The sequence below is a fragment of the Kitasatospora sp. NPDC049258 genome (genome assembly GCF_040678895.1).
Classification (GTDB): Bacteria; Actinomycetota; Actinomycetes; order Streptomycetales; family Streptomycetaceae; genus Kitasatospora.
In genome coordinates, this window is the sequence record NZ_JBFAQT010000034.1 from 3,719 (window position 1) to 18,309 (window position 14,591).

General features: G+C 75.8%; 1 protein-coding gene (cut by a window edge). It reads right to left on the minus strand.

Annotated features, from left to right (window positions below; all coding sequences use genetic code 11):
• A protein-coding gene (locus AB0K43_RS24200) for a type I polyketide synthase (protein ID WP_363643092.1) crosses the window boundary here: on the minus strand, positions 1 to 14,591 show its 3' portion. Its footprint extends 13,498 nt past the window's final position; 14,591 of the gene's 28,089 nt are visible here — the last part of the coding sequence; its start codon lies off the right edge, out of view — the gene reads right to left on this strand; it ends in the stop codon at positions 1 to 3.

Consider the following 14,591-nt stretch of genomic DNA (forward strand, 5'->3'; position numbering starts at 1 on the left):
TCAGTCCTGCGTGCGGTCGGGGTCGTTCTTCAGAGCGGCCTGCACCAGGTCGTCGAGGTCCATCGCGTCGATGAAGTCCTCGGCCTGGTCGGCCGTCCCGCCGTTGCCGTCCTCGATGGACGGGGTGTCCGGGCCGGAGTCGGCCAGTTCGAGCAGCGGGTCCAGCACGCCGATCCGGCGCAGCCGGTCGAGCGGGACTGACGCCAGCAGCGCGAGCAGCCGGGCCCGCTCGGGGTCGCTGTCCACCGGTCCGGCCACCGCTGCGGCGGCCGGACCGGCCGGGGCGAGCTGCGCCAGGATGTGCTCGGCGAGCTCGGCCGGCGTCGGGTGGTCGAAGACCAGCGTCGCCGAGAGGTTCAGCCCGGTGGCGGCGCCCAGCCGGTTGCGCAGTTCGACGGCGCCGAGCGAGTCGAAGCCGAGGTCGCGGAAGGCCTTCTCCGCGCCGACCACGTCGATGCTCGGGTGGCCGAGCACCTCGGCGGCGGTGCTGCGCACCAGCTTCAGCACCACGGCGCCGCGCCGGGCCTCGGTGAGGCCTGCCAGTTCGACGTGGAGCGAGCGGCTCGCGGTCTCCTCCGGGCCGGTCTGCCGGGCGCCGTCCTCGCTCACGAGGTCGGCCAGCAGGCGGCTGGGGCGGGCGGCCGTGAAGGCCCGGACGAACCGGTCGGGTTCGACGTCGGCGACCAAGGTGGTCGGCTCCGGGTCGAGCACGGCCCGGCGCAGCGCGAGCACCGCCGAGGCGGGGTCGAGCGGCCGGACTCCGGTGCGGCGGGCGGCCTCGGCCGCGCGGTCGCCGGCGGCCATGCCGGCGCCGCCCCAGGCTCCCCAGGCGATCGAGGTGGCGGGAAGTCCGGCAGCGCGGCGGCGTTCGGCGAGGGCGTCGAGCGCGGCGTTGGCCGCCGCGTAGTTGCCCTGGCCGGGGTTTCCGACGGCGGCCGAGGCCGAGGAGTAGAGCGCGAACACCGCGAGCTCCTGGCTCTGCGTCAACTCGTCGAGCAGAAACGCTGATTCGACCTTGGCGCGGTACACCTCCCGGAAGTGCTCAGGGGTGAGTCCGTCGACCGTGGCGTCGTCGAGTGTCCCTGCCGTGTGGATGACCGCGGTGAGCGGTGCGTCCTCGGGCAGGGCGGCGAGCACGGCGGTGAGCGTCTCGCGGTCGGCGGCGTCGCCGGCCGTGATGGTGACGGTGGCGCCGGCCGCGAGCAGCTCGGCGCGCAGTTCCGCCGCGCCGGGGGCGTCGGGGCCGCGCCGGCTGAGCAGCACGAGGTGGCGGGCGCCGGCCTCGGCCAGTCGGCGGGCGGTCCCGGCGCCGAGCGCTCCGGTGCCGCCGGTGATCAGGACGCTGCCCTCGGGCTGCCAGAGCCGCTCGGACGTCTGGCCACCCGTGATCCGGTGCAGTCGGCGGCCGAAGGCGCCGGTCGGGCGGACGGCGATCTGGTCCTCGCCGTCCGGGTCGCCGAGGACGCCGGTCAGCAGTTCGCCGGTGCGGCGGTCGAGCGTCCCGGGCAGGTCGATCAGGCCGCCCCAGCCCTGCGGGTGCTCCAGCGCTGCCACTCGGCCGAGGCCCCAGACGCCGGCCTGCCGCAGCCCGGGGACGGGCTCGCCGGGGATGGCCGCGACGGCGCCCCTGGTCAGGCACCAGAGCGGTGCGCCGAGTCCGGCGTCGCCGAGGGCCTGGATCAGCGTGGCGGTGCGGTGCACCCCTGCGGGGGCGCCGCCGTCGGCGCTCTCGTCGAGGCCGAGCAGCGACAGGACACCGGTGAACTCCGTGCCATCCTTGGCCAGTTCGGCCAGCTGCTTGGTGACGGCGGCCCGGTCGGCGACCGCGTCGAGCTCCAGCCGCACGGTGTCCGGGCCGAGCAGGCCGAGCAGTTCGGCCACCCAGCCGGCGGCGTGGCCGGCCGGGACGACGGCGAGCCACCGGCCCGGGCGGGCCGTGCGGCCGGTGTGGTCGAGCGGCTTCCAGACGATCCGCTGGCGCCAGCCGTCCACCAGGGCCTGTTCGGCCCGGCGCTCGCGCCAGTCGCGCAGCGCGGGCAGCACCTTGGCGAGCGCCTCGGTGTCCACGTCGAGCGCGCCGGCCAGGCTGTCGAAGGACTCGGTGCGCACCGCCGTCCAGAACTCGCCGTCCTCGGCCGGGGCCTGGGCAGGTGCCGCCTGCTCGGGCCAGTACCGCTGGTGCTGGAAGGCGTAGGTGGGCAGGTCGACCCGGCGGGCGCCGGTGCCCTCGAACAACGCGGGCCAGCGCAGGCCGAGCCCGTCGGTGTGCAGCCGGGCGAGGGCGCCGTACAAGGTGGCGTCCTCGTCCCGGCCCTTGCGCAGGGCGGCGGCGGTGACGATCGGGCGGCCGGCCCCGGTCTCGGTGCCGAAAACGTCGGGGACGAGCGGGGAGAGCACGCCGTCCGGGCCGAGCTCCAGGAACCGGCGGGCGCCGAGCCCGGCGAGTGCGGTGAGGCCGTCGGCGAACCGGACGGTCTCCCGGACGTGCCGCGCCCAGTACCCGGGCGTGCGCAGCTCGTCACCCGCGAGCGCTCCGGTCAGGGTGGACACCACGGGCACGCTCGGGGCGCCGTAGCTCAGACCCCGGGCGACCCGTTCGAACTCGTCGAGCATGGCGTCCATGTGTACGGAGTGAAATGCATGGCTCACCCGCAAACGCCTAGTCTTGCGGCCCTCGGCGCCGAACTGCTCGGCGATCCGCAGGACAGCGTCCTCGTCGCCGGAGACCACCACGGCCTGCGGGCCGTTGATCGCGGCGATCGAGACCCCCGGCACCAGCCGGTCCGTGACCTCGGCCTCGTCGGCCTGCACGGAGACCATCGCACCGCCGCTCGGCAGCGCGGCCATCAGCCGGGCCCGGGCGGCGACCAGGGTGCACGCGTCGGCCAGGTCGAAGACCCCGGCGACGTGCGCGGCGGCCAGCTCGCCGATCGAGTGACCGGCAACGAACTCCGGCCGCAGGCCGAAGGATTCGACCAGGCGGTAGAGCGCCACCTCCAGCGCGAAGATCGCGGGCTGGGCGTAGCCGGTGTCCTCCAGCAGCTCGGCCTCGGGCGTGCCGGGCTCGGCGAACAGCACCTGGGCGAGCGGGGTGGGCAGTTCGCCTTCGAAGTGGGCGAGCACGGCGTCCAGTGCCTCGGCGTAGACCGGGAACCGGCGGTACAGCTCGCGCCCGGCGCCGGGCCGCTGCGAGCCCTGGCCGGAGAACAGGAAGGCCGTCCGGCCGGCCGCCGCCGTGCCCTGCACCAGGTGGCCCGCGCCGCCGTCGTTCGCGAGCGCGGTCAGGCCCTGCACCAGCTCGGCGCGCCCGGCGGCGAGCACGGTGGCCCGGCACTCGTGCACGGAGCGGGTGTCGGCCAGCGACCAGGCGAGGTCACGGACCGTCAGGCTCTGGTCCGCCGCGAGGTGGTCCAGCAGCCGCGCCGCCTGGCCGCGCAGGGCGGCCGGGGTCGCGGCGGAGAGCGGGACGGGCAGCAGGCGGTCGTCCGGGGCGGGCTCGCCGCCCGGAGCGACCGGCGGCTGCTCGATGATCACGTGCGCGTTGGTGCCGCTGGCGCCGAAGGAGGAGACGCCGGCCCGGCGCGGGCGGTCAGCCTGCGGCCACTCCCGCTCCTCCGCCAGCAACTCGACGGCGCCGGCCGTCCAGTCGACGTGCGAGGAGGGGGCGTCCAGGTGCAGGGTGCGCGGCAGCAGGCCGTGCTGCATCGCCTTGATCATCTTGATCACGCCGGCCACGCCCGAGGCGGCCTGGGTGTGGCCCAGGTTGGACTTCAACGCGCCCAGCAGCAGCGGGCGTTCGCGGTCCTGCCCGTAGGTGGCGAGCAGTGCCTGCGCCTCGATCGGGTCACCGAGCGTGGTGCCGGTGCCGTGCGCCTCGACGGCGTCGACCTCTGCCGGCGTCAGCCCGGCGTTGGCCAGCGCGCGCCGGATGACGCGCTGCTGGGACGGGCCGTTGGGGGCGGTGATGCCGTTGGAGGCGCCATCCTGGTTGATCGCGGAGCCGCGCAGCACGGCGAGCACCCGGTGGCCCCGCCGCTCGGCGTCGGAGAGCCGCTCGACCACCAGCACGCCAACACCCTCGGACCAGCCGGTGCCGTTCGCCGAGTCGGCGAACGGGCGGCAGCGGCCGTCGGGCGAGAGCGCGCCCATCTCGCCGAACTCGACGAAGCCCACCGGGCTGGACATCACGGTGACACCACCGGCCAGCGCGAGCGAGCACTCGCCGCTGCGCAGCGCCTGGGCGGCGAGGTGCAGCGCGACCAGGGACGAGGAGCAGGCGGTGTCGACGCTGACCGAGGGGCCCTCAAGGCCGAAGGTGTAGGAGAGCCGGCCGGAGAGCAGGCTGGCCGACTGCGCGGTCTCGACGTGGCCGAGCTGGCCGATCGAGGGCCGGTAGTCGCCGCTGCCGCCGCCGATGAACACGCCGGTGTCGCCGCCGCGCAGGCCGACCGGGTCGATCCCGGCCCGCTCCAGCGCCTCCCAGGCCGCCTCCAGCACGATCCGCTGCTGCGGGTCGACCACCATCGCCTCGCGCGGCGAGACGCCGAAGAAGGCGGCATCGAACTCGGCGACGTCGTACAGGAATCCGCCGTGCTGGGTGACGCTGCGGCCACGGCCGTCCCGGTCGCCCCGGACCAGCCGTTCCAGGTCCCAGCCACGGTCGGTCGGGAAGCCGCCGATCGCGTCGGTGCCGGCCCGCAGCAGTTCCCACAGGTCCTCGGGTGAGCGGACCCCGCCGGGGTAGCGGCAGCTCATGCCGACGATCACGATCGGGTCATCGGTGCCGACGGCGGCCGTGGCCTGGCCCACCGCCTGCTCCTCGCCGAGGAGTTCGGCGCGCAGGTGCGCGGCGAGCGCCAGCGGGGTCGGGTAGTCGAAGACCAGCGTCGCGGGCAGCCGCAGACCGGTCGCCGCGGCCAGCTGGTTGCGCAGGTCGACGGCGGTCAGCGAGTCGAAGCCCAGGTCCTTGAACGGGTGGGTGGCCGGCACCGACTCCGCGTCGGGGTAGCCGAGCACGGTGGCGGCCTCGGTGCGGACGGTACCGAGCAGCGCCTCCGCCTGCTCGGCCTCGGTGCGGCCGAGCAGCTCGGCCCGCAGCGCGGCTGCCCTGGCCGTCGTTCCGGCCTCGGCGCCGCCCTCCGGCTCGGCCAACGCGGCCTTGGCCTCGGGCAGTTCGGTGAACAGCCGGCTCGGCCGGCCCTGACCGAACGCGGGGGCGAACCGCTCCCACGCGATGTCGGCCACCGTCACGCCGGCCGGGCCCTCGCCGCCCGCCCCGCGCAGCGCCGCGAGGGCGCGGGCGGGGTCGACGGCGGGCAGGCCGTTGGCCCGCAGGTGCTGCTCCAGCGCGGCCGAGGTCGTACCGGCCCAAGCGCCCCAGGAGATGGCCAGGGCAGTGCGGCCGGCAGCCCGGCGGCGCTGGGCGACGGCGTCGAGGTAGGCACTCGCCGCCGCACCTGCCTCCTGACCCCGCACGCCCCAGACGCCGGCGATCGAGGCGTACAGCACGTAGGCCGGCATCTCCCGGTCACCCAGCGCTTCGTCGAGCGCGGCGAGGTCCGCCTTGAGCGCGGTCAGGTACTCCTGCGGGTCGGTGACCTCGACCGTCCGGCCGGTGTACAGGACAGCGGTCGGCTCGACGCCCGCGAGGGCCGCCGCGAACGCGGCCCGGTCGCCAGGTGCGGCCACCGCCACCCTGAACTCACACCCGTGCTCAGCCAGTTCGGCGCCAAGCTGCTCGGCAGCCGGGTCCTCCGGCGCAGCAGAGAGCAGCAGCACCTGTGCGGCTCCGGCAGCGGCCAGCCAGCGGGCGGTGGGCCCGCCGAGGCCGTCGGCGTCGCCGACCACCAGGACGGTGCCGGACGGTGCCCAGCCGGTCTCGGCCGGATCGGCCACGGCGCGCACCAGGCGGCGCGCGTGGGCGCCGCTCGGGCGCAGCGCCAGCTGGTCCTCACCGTCCCGGCCCGCCAGCACCGCCCGCAGCCGGGCGGCGGCCCGCTCGTCGGGCAGCTGCGCGAGGTCGACCAACCCGCCCCAACGGTTGGGGTGTTCCAGCCCGGCCACCCGGCCGAGCCCCCAGACCGCGGCCTGCCCGGCATCGACCGCCTCGGCCCGCCCGACGGCCACAGCCCCCCGGGTCAGGCACCACAGCGGCGCCTCGACCCCGGCCTCCGCCAAGACGGCGAGCAACTGGTCCGGCCACTCAAGACCGACGGGCAGCTCGGCGGCGCCGTCCCGCGCCGCGAGCAGCGAGACCACCCCGTCGAACGGGCCCTCGAACTCCGCAAGGCGGGCGAGCAGACCCGCCCGGTCGGCCGGGTCGGCCTCCACCTGCTGTGCCTCGGTGCCGAGAGCGGCGAGGACGGCGGCCGGCCACGGCTGCTCGGCGGCGTCGGCCGGGAGGATCGCCAGCCAGCGGCCCGGCAGGGTGTCGGCCGGTGCGGCCGCGTACGGCTGCCAGCTGACCCGGTAGCGCCAGGCGTCGACCGCCGTGCGCTCGGTGCGGCGGCGGCGCCAGGCGGAGAGCGCGGGCATCAGGGCCGCGAGCGAGGAGTCGTCCGCCAGGTCCAGCGTGGTGCTGAGCGCGGCCAGGTCGGCCTGCTCGACCGCCGACCAGAACGCGGCGTCGGCGGGGTCGGCCCCCGCCTGCGCGGCGGGCGCCCGCTCGGGCCAGTACAGCTCGCGTTGGAAGGCGTACGTGGGCAGGTCGGTCCGCCGGGCGCCGGTGCCCGCGAACAGCGCCGTCCAGTCGACGGTCACACCCGCGACGTGCAGGCGCGCCAGTGCCTCGACCAGGCTGCGCTCCTCCGGCCGGCCCTTGCGGCAGGCCGGGGCGACGACGCTGTCGGCGTCCTCGCCGGTGCTGTGCGGGGCGAGGGCGGCGAGCGCGCCGTCCGGGCCCAGTTCGAGCAGGGCGTTGACGCCCTGGGCGGCCAGCGTGCGCACGCCGTCGGCGAAGCGCACCGTCTCGCGGACGTGCCGCACCCAGTACTCGGGCGTGCACAACTCGGCACCGGCCACCGAGCCGGTCAGGTTCGACACCAGCGGCAGGCTCGGCGCGGCGTACGACAACTCACCCAGGACAGCCCGGAACTCGTTCAGCATCGGGTCCATCAGCGGCGAGTGGAAGGCGTGCGAGACCTTCAGTCGCGTCGTCCGCCGGTCCGCGAACTGGGCTCGGACCGCCTCGACGGCCTCCTCGGCGCCCGAGACCACCACCGAGCGAGGCCCGTTGACGGCCGCGACCGCCACCGACTCACCCAGCAGCGACCGGACTTCCTCCTCCGTCGCCTCGATCGCGACCATCGCGCCACCACTCGGCAGTGCCTGCATCAGCCGGCCCCGGGCCGCCACCAGCGCGCCCGCGTCCGCCAGCGAGAACACCCCGGCGACGTACGCCGCCGCCACCTCGCCGATCGAGTGACCGGCCACGAACTCCGGCCGCGCACCCAGCGATTCGACCAGCTTGAACAGCGCCGCCTCGACCGCGAACAGACCCGCCTGGGCGTACTCCGTCCGGTTCAGCAGCTCCTCATCGGCACCCCAGACGACCGAGCGCAGCGGCTGGTCCAGGTGCTGGTCCAGCACCGCGCAGACGGCGTCGAAGGCCTCGGCGAAGACCGCGAAGCGCTCGTACAACTCCCTTCCCATACCGAGCCGTTGCGATCCCTGGCCGGAGAACAGGAAGGCGGTCCGCCGCTCGGCGGCCACCCCCCGGGCGAGCTCCGCCCCGTCCAGCAGCACGGCCCGGTGGGCGAAGCCCGAGCGGCCGACGGCCAGCGAGTGGGCGACGTCCAGCGTGGGCGCCGAGGCGAGCGCGGCGAGGCCGGCCAGCTGGGCGTCGAGCGCGGCCTCGGACTTGGCCGAGACCACCCAGGGCAGCATCCCGGCCACCGTCTCCGCCGGGGCGGCCGGCTCCTCGGCCGGAGCCTGCTCCAGCAGGACGTGCGCGTTGGTGCCGCTCACCCCGAAGGCCGACACGCCCGCCCGGCGGGCCCGTCCGGTCTCCGGCCACTCCCGCGCCTCGGTGAGCAGCTCGACCGCACCGGCGGACCAGTCCACGTGCGAGGAGGGCGCGTCCACGTGCAGGGTGCGCGGCAGCACACCGTGGCGCAGCGCGAGCACCATCTTGATCACACCGGCGGCGCCGGCGGCGGCCTGGGTGTGGCCGAGGTTGGACTTGACCGTGCCGAGCAGCAGCGGGGTCTCCCGGCCCTGCCCGTACGCGGCCATCAGGGCGTTGGCCTCGATCGGGTCACCGAGCGTGGTGCCCGTGCCGTGCGCCTCGACCACGTCCACCTGGTCCGGCGTAAGACCGGCGTCGGCCAGCGCCTGGCGGATCACCCGCTGCTGGGCGCGGCCGCTGGGGGCGGTCAGGCCGTTGGAGGCGCCGTCCTGGTTGACCCCGGCGCCGCGCAGCACGGCGAGCACCGGATGGCCCTGGCGGCGCGCCTCGGAGAGGCGCTCCAGCACCAGCATGCCCGCGCCCTCCGACCAAGCGGTGCCGTCGGCGGCGTCGGCGAAGGCCTTGCAGCGGCCGTCGGCAGCCAGGCCGCCCTGGGCGGTGAACTCGACGAAGGCGTCCGGGCTGGACATCACCGAGACACCACCGGCCAGCACCAGCGAGCACTCGCCGGCCCGCAGCGCGCGGGCGGCCAGGTGCAGGGCGACCAGTGCGGAGGAGCAGGCGGTGTCGACGGTGACGGCCGGGCCCTCCAGGCCGAGCGTGTAGGAGAGGCGGCCGGACATCACACTGGCCGTGTTGCCGGTGGCGGCGTGGCCTCGCACGTCGGCGGTGCCCTGGCGCAGCACGTTCAGGTAGTCCTGGCCGTTGGTGCCGACGAAGACGCCGGTGTCGGAGCCGCGCAGCGCGTCCGGCGCGATGCCGGCCCGTTCCAGGGCCTCCCAGGCCGTTTCCAGCAGCAGGCGCTGCTGCGGGTCCATGGCCAGCGCCTCGCGTGGCGAGATGCCGAAGAACAGGGCGTCGAACCGGCCGACTCCGGCCAGGAAGCCGCCCTGCAGGGTGGCGGAGCCGCCCCGGCCGAGGGCCTCCAGGTCCCAGCCGCGGTCGGCGGGGAAGGTGGAGACGGCGTCCTCGCCGCGCAGCAGCAGCTGCCAGAGGTCGTCCGGGGTCTCCACCCCGCCGGGGAAGCGGCAGCCGATGCCGACGATCGCGATCGGGTCCTCGTCGGCGGCCCGGACGGCGGGGGCCGGGGCGGCCCCGGCCGGGAGGGTGCCGAGGAGTTCGGCGAGCAGGTGCTCGGCGAGGGCGGTCGGGGTCGGGTAGTCGTAGACCAGGGTCGCGGGCAGCCGCAGGCCGGTGGTGGCGGCGAGCGTGTTGCGCAGTTCGACGATGGTCAGCGAGTCGAAGCCGAGGTCGGTGAAGGCCTGGTCGGCGCCGACGCCCTCGGTGCCGGCGTGGCCGAGCACGGCCGCGACCTGGGCCCGCAGGAAGTCGAGCACGTACCGGGCCCGGGCGGGCTCGGCCAGCTCGGCGAGCTGGGCGCGAAGGCCGGTCTCGGGCGCGGCCCCGGCCACCGTGCGGGTGGGCTCGGGCAGCGCGGCGATGGCCGGGTTGGGCCGCAGCGCAGTGAGGACCGCCGCGAACCGCTCCCACTCGATGTCGGCCACCGTCAGCGCGGTGTCCTCGTGGTCGAGGGCCTGGCCGAGCGCGGCGAGTGCGCGCTCGGGTGCCATCGGCGCGTACCCGCCGCGCCGCACCCGCTGCTCGACCCCGCTGCCGTCGACCGCCATCCCGGCGCCCGCCCAGGGGCCCCAGGCGAGCGCGGTCGCGGGCAGCCCGGCGCCGCGCCGGTACTCGGCGAGGCCGTCGAGGAAGGCGTTGGCCGCCGCGTAGTTGGACTGCCCGGCGGCACCGAGGGTGCCGGCCGTGGAGGAGAACAGCACGAAGGCATCGAGCTCCTGGCCCTCCGTCAGCTCGTGCAGATGGCGGGCCGCGGCCAGCTTCGGGCGCAGCACTGCCGTGAACCGCTCGGGCGTCAGGGTCTCCAGCACGCCGTCCTCGACCACACCGGCGGTGTGGAAGACGGCGCTGAGCGGCTGCTCGGCGGGCACGGCCGCGAGCAGAGCGGCCAGGGCGTCCCGGTCGCCGGTGTCACAGGCGACCAGGGTCACCTGGGCGCCGAGCGCCTCCAGCTCCGTGTGCAGCTCCTCCGCCCCGGGCGCCTCGGCGCCCCGGCGGCTGACCAGCAGCAGGTGCTCGGCCCCTCGGCCGGCCAGCCAGCGGGCGACCTGCCCGCCAAGACCGCCGGTCCCGCCGGTCACCAGCACGGTGCCGGTGGCGGCGTACTCCCGGGTGGCCTGGCGCTCGCCGACCGGCTGGCGCACCAGCCGGCGCAGGTACGTACCAAAGGCGCGGACGGCGAGCTGGTCCTCGCCGTCGGCCGCGCCCAGCGCGGCGGCCAGGCGGCGGACGGCAGCGTCGTCGAGCTGCTCCGGCAGGTCGATCAACCCGCCCCAGCGCTGCGGCAGTTCGAGTGCCATGGACCGGCCGAAGCCCCACAGGGCAGCCTGCTCCGGCGCAGCGAGCCGGTCCGACCGGCCGACGGAGACGGCGCCCCGGGTGAGGCACCACAGCGGCGCCTCGATACCGGCGTCCCCGAGCGCCTGCACGGCAGCGGCCGTGACCAGCAGTGCACCGGCCTGGGTGCCCTGATCGCCGCCCAGTGCGAGCAGCGACAGCACACCCGTGAACCCGCCTTCCGGCAGCTCCCGCAGCCGCGCCGCGATCGCGGAGCGGCTCTCGACGCCCGCCACCTCGACAGTCACCGTCTCGCCGTCGAACAGGCCGCCGGTCCACTTGGTGTCGGCCGCCCCCGCCGGGACGAGCAGCAGCCAGCGGCCGGTGGGCAGACCGCCGGTTGCGGCGGTCTGCGGCTGCCAGGCAGCGCGGTAGCGCCAGCCGTCCACGGTCGACTGCTCACGGCGCCGGCGGCGCCAGGCGGAGAGGGCGGAGAGGGTGACCTGGTCGAGTGCGGTTCCGAACGTGCCCAGGTCGGCGCGCTCGATCGCGGACCAGAACTCGGCGTCGACCGGGTCGGCGGCCTGCACGGCCGGCACGGCCTCGGGCCAGAAACGCTGCCGCTGGAACGGGTAGGTCGGCAGGTCGATCCGGAGCACGCCCGAGCCCTCGGTCATTCCGGCCCAGTCCGGGCGGCGCCCGTGGGCGTACAGCCAGGCCAACGCCGCTGCGAGGGTGGCGAGTTCGGGGCGGCCCCGGCGCAGCGCCGGGGTGCCGTCGAGCCGGGCGTCGTCGCCGAGGGTCTCCCGGGCGGCGGCGGTGAGCACGGCGTCCGGTCCGACCTCCAGGAAGGTGGTGGCGCCGAGACCGGCCAGGGTGGCGACGGCGTCGGCGAACCGTACGGTGCCCCGCACCTGCCCGGCCCAGTACTCGGGGTCGGCGAGCTGCTCGGCGGTGGCCGGGGCGCCGGTCACGGTGGAGACCAGCGGGGTCTCCGGCGCCCGGCACGTCAGCGTGGCGGCCACCCGGGCGTACTCGGCGAGCATCGGCTCCATCAGCGGCGAGTGGAAGGCATGGCTCACCCGCAGCCGCTTGGTCCTGACCCCCTCGGCGGCGAACTCCTGGGCGATCCGCAGGACTTCGGACTCCGCGCCCGAAATCACCACGGCCTCGGGCCCGTTGATCGCGGCGATCGAGACCGACGGCACCAGCCGGGCCGTGACCTCGGCCTCGCCGGCCTGCACGGAGACCATCGCACCGCCGCTCGGCAGCGCGGCCATCAGCCGGGCCCGGGCGGCGACCAGCGTGCACGCGTCGGCCAGGTCGAAGACCCCGGCGACGTGCGCGGCGGCCAGCTCGCCGACCGAGTGCCCGGCCACGAACTCCGGCCGCAGGCCGAAGGATTCGACCAGGCGGTACAGCGCCACCTCCAGCGCGAAGATCGCGGGCTGGGCGTAGCCGGTGTCCTCCAGCAGCTCGGCCTCGGGCGTGCCGGGCTCGGCGAACAGCACCTCGCGGACCGGGCGGTCGTAGCCGAGCTCGAAGCGGGCCAGTACGGCGTCCAGCGCCTCGGCGTAGACCGGGTACCGGTCGTACAGCTCGCGGCCCATCGCGGGGTGCTGGCTGCCCTGGCCGGTGAAGAGGAAGGCCAGTCCGCCGCCGGCCGCGCGGCCGGTGTGCAGGGCGGGGTCAGGCAGGCCGTCGCGCAGCGCGGTGAGCGCGCGGCGCAGCTCGGCCTGGTCGTCGGTGGCCACGGCTGCCCGGTGGGGCAGCGCGGCGCGGGTGGTGGCGAGCGAGAACGCCAGGTCGGCGAGCGGGAGTTCGGGCTGCTCGTCGAGCAGGGTGAGCAGCCGCTCGGCCTGGCCGCGCAGGGCGGCCTCGGTGTGGGCGGAGAGCGGCACGGGCAGCGCCGGGGCGCCGCTGCGGGTCGCGGGGGCGGCCGGGGCGGCCTCGGCGGGGGCCTGCTCCAGGATGGTGTGCGCGTTGGTGCCGCTGAGCCCGAAGGAGGAGACGGCGGCCCGGCGCGGGCGCCCGGTCTCCGGCCACTCGCGGGGCTCGGCGAGCAGGTCGATCGCGCCCGCCGACCAGTCGACGTGACTGGACGGCCGGTCGATGTGCAGGCTGGCCGGCAGCGTGCCGTCCCGCATCGCCAGCACCATCTTGATCACCCCGGCGATGCCGGAGGCCATCTGGGTGTGGCCGATGTTGGACTTCACCGAGCCGAGCAGCAGCGGGAGTTCACGGTCCTGCCCGTAGGTGGCCAGCAGCGCCTGCGCCTCGATCGGGTCACCGAGCCTGGTCCCGGTGCCGTGGCCCTCGACGGCGTCCACGTCCCCCGGGGCGAGCTGCGCATTGGCCAGCGCCTGCCGGATCACCCGCTGCTGGGACGGGCCGTTGGGGGCGGTCAGCCCGTTGGAGGCGCCGTCCTGGTTGACGGCGCTGCCGCGCACCACCGCGAGCACGCGGTGGCCGTTGCGCAGCGCGTCGGAGAGCCGCTCGACCAGCACCAGGCCGACGCCCTCGGCGAGGCTCATGCCGTCGGCGGCCTCGGCGTACGGCTTGCAGCGGCCGTCCAAGGCCATCGCGCGCTGGCGGCTGAAGCCGACGAAGGCGTTGGGCGTGGCCATCACGCTGACGCCGCCCGCGAGGGCGAGAGTGCTCTCGCCGCGCAGCACCGACTGGCAGGCCAGGTGCAGGGCGACCAGCGAGGAGGAGCAGGCGGTGTCCAGGGTGACGGCCGGGCCCTCGAAGCCGAAGGTGTAGGAGAGCCGGCCGGACAGCACGCTGGAGATGGTGCCGGTGACGAGGTGGCCCTCGGCGCCGTCCTGGGCCGAGCCGCCGGCGGTGTAGTCCTGGTAGCTGGCACCGATGAAGGTGCCGGTCTGGCTGCCGCGCAGCGCCGCCGGGTCGAGCCCGGCCCGCTCCATCGCCTCCCAGGCGGTTTCGAGCAGCAGGCGCTGCTGCGGGTCCATCGAGAGCGCCTCGCGCGGCGAGATGCCGAAGAAGGCGGCGTCGAACTCGGCGGCGCCGTGCAGGAATCCGCCGCGCACCGAGTAGGTGCGGCCGGGGCGGTCCGGGTCCGGGTCGTAGAGGCCCTCGGTGTCCCAGCCGCGGTCGGCCGGGAACTCGGTGATGGCGTCCCGGCCGTTCGCGACCAGCTCCCAGAGCTGCTCGGGCGAGCCGACCCCGCCGGGGTAACGGCAGCTCATCCCGATGATGGCGATCGGCTCGTCGAGTGCCGCCTGGCTGCCGGCGGTCGCGGCGTCGGCCCGGTCGGTGCCGCCGATCTGCTCGCGCAGGAAGCGCACCAGGGCCAGCGGGTTGGGGTAGTCGAAGACCATCGTGCTGGGCAGGGTCAGCCCGGTCACGGCGGCCAGGCGGTTGCGCAGGTCGACGGCGGTGAGTGAGTCGAACCCGACCTCGCGGAAGGCACGTTGTTCGGACAGCACCTCGGGCGAGGCGTGCCCGAGCGCGGTGGCCGCCTCGGCGCGGACCAGCTCAAGCAGGCGCCGGTCCTGCTCCGCGGCCGGCAGGGCGTTCATCCGGGAGACGAACTCACTGTCGCCCGACGCCCGTTCGGCCGCCTCGGCGAGCTGCCGCACCTCGGGTAGCTCCTCGAAGAGCGTGGTCGGCCGGCCCGAGGTGAAGACCTGGTGGTAACGCTCCCAGTCGATCTCGGCGATGCAGAGCACCTGCTCGTCGTTCTCCAGCGCCTGGCGCAGCGCGTCCAGCGCGAGCTCCGGAGCCATGAACTCCAGGCCGCTGCGCCGGATCTGGCCGGGGTCGACCCGGCCGAGCTCCAGGTCGTCGGACCAGATGCCCCAGGAGACTGAGGTGGCCTTGCCGCCCCGGGCCCGGCGGTGCTCGGCGAGCGCGTTCAAGTAGGCGTTGCCGGCCACGTACGCGGCGTGCCGGCCACTGCCCCACATGCCGGCGGTGGAGGAGTACAGCACGAAGGAGTCGAGCTGGTCGTCCGGGAGCAGTTCGTCCAGGTGCCGGGCGCCGGCCACCTTGGCGTGCACGACCTTCGCGAAGGCCTCCGGGCCGGTCTCCTCGATGGTGAGCAGCTCGATCACGGCGGCGGTGTGCACCACGTGCCGCACCGGGTGCC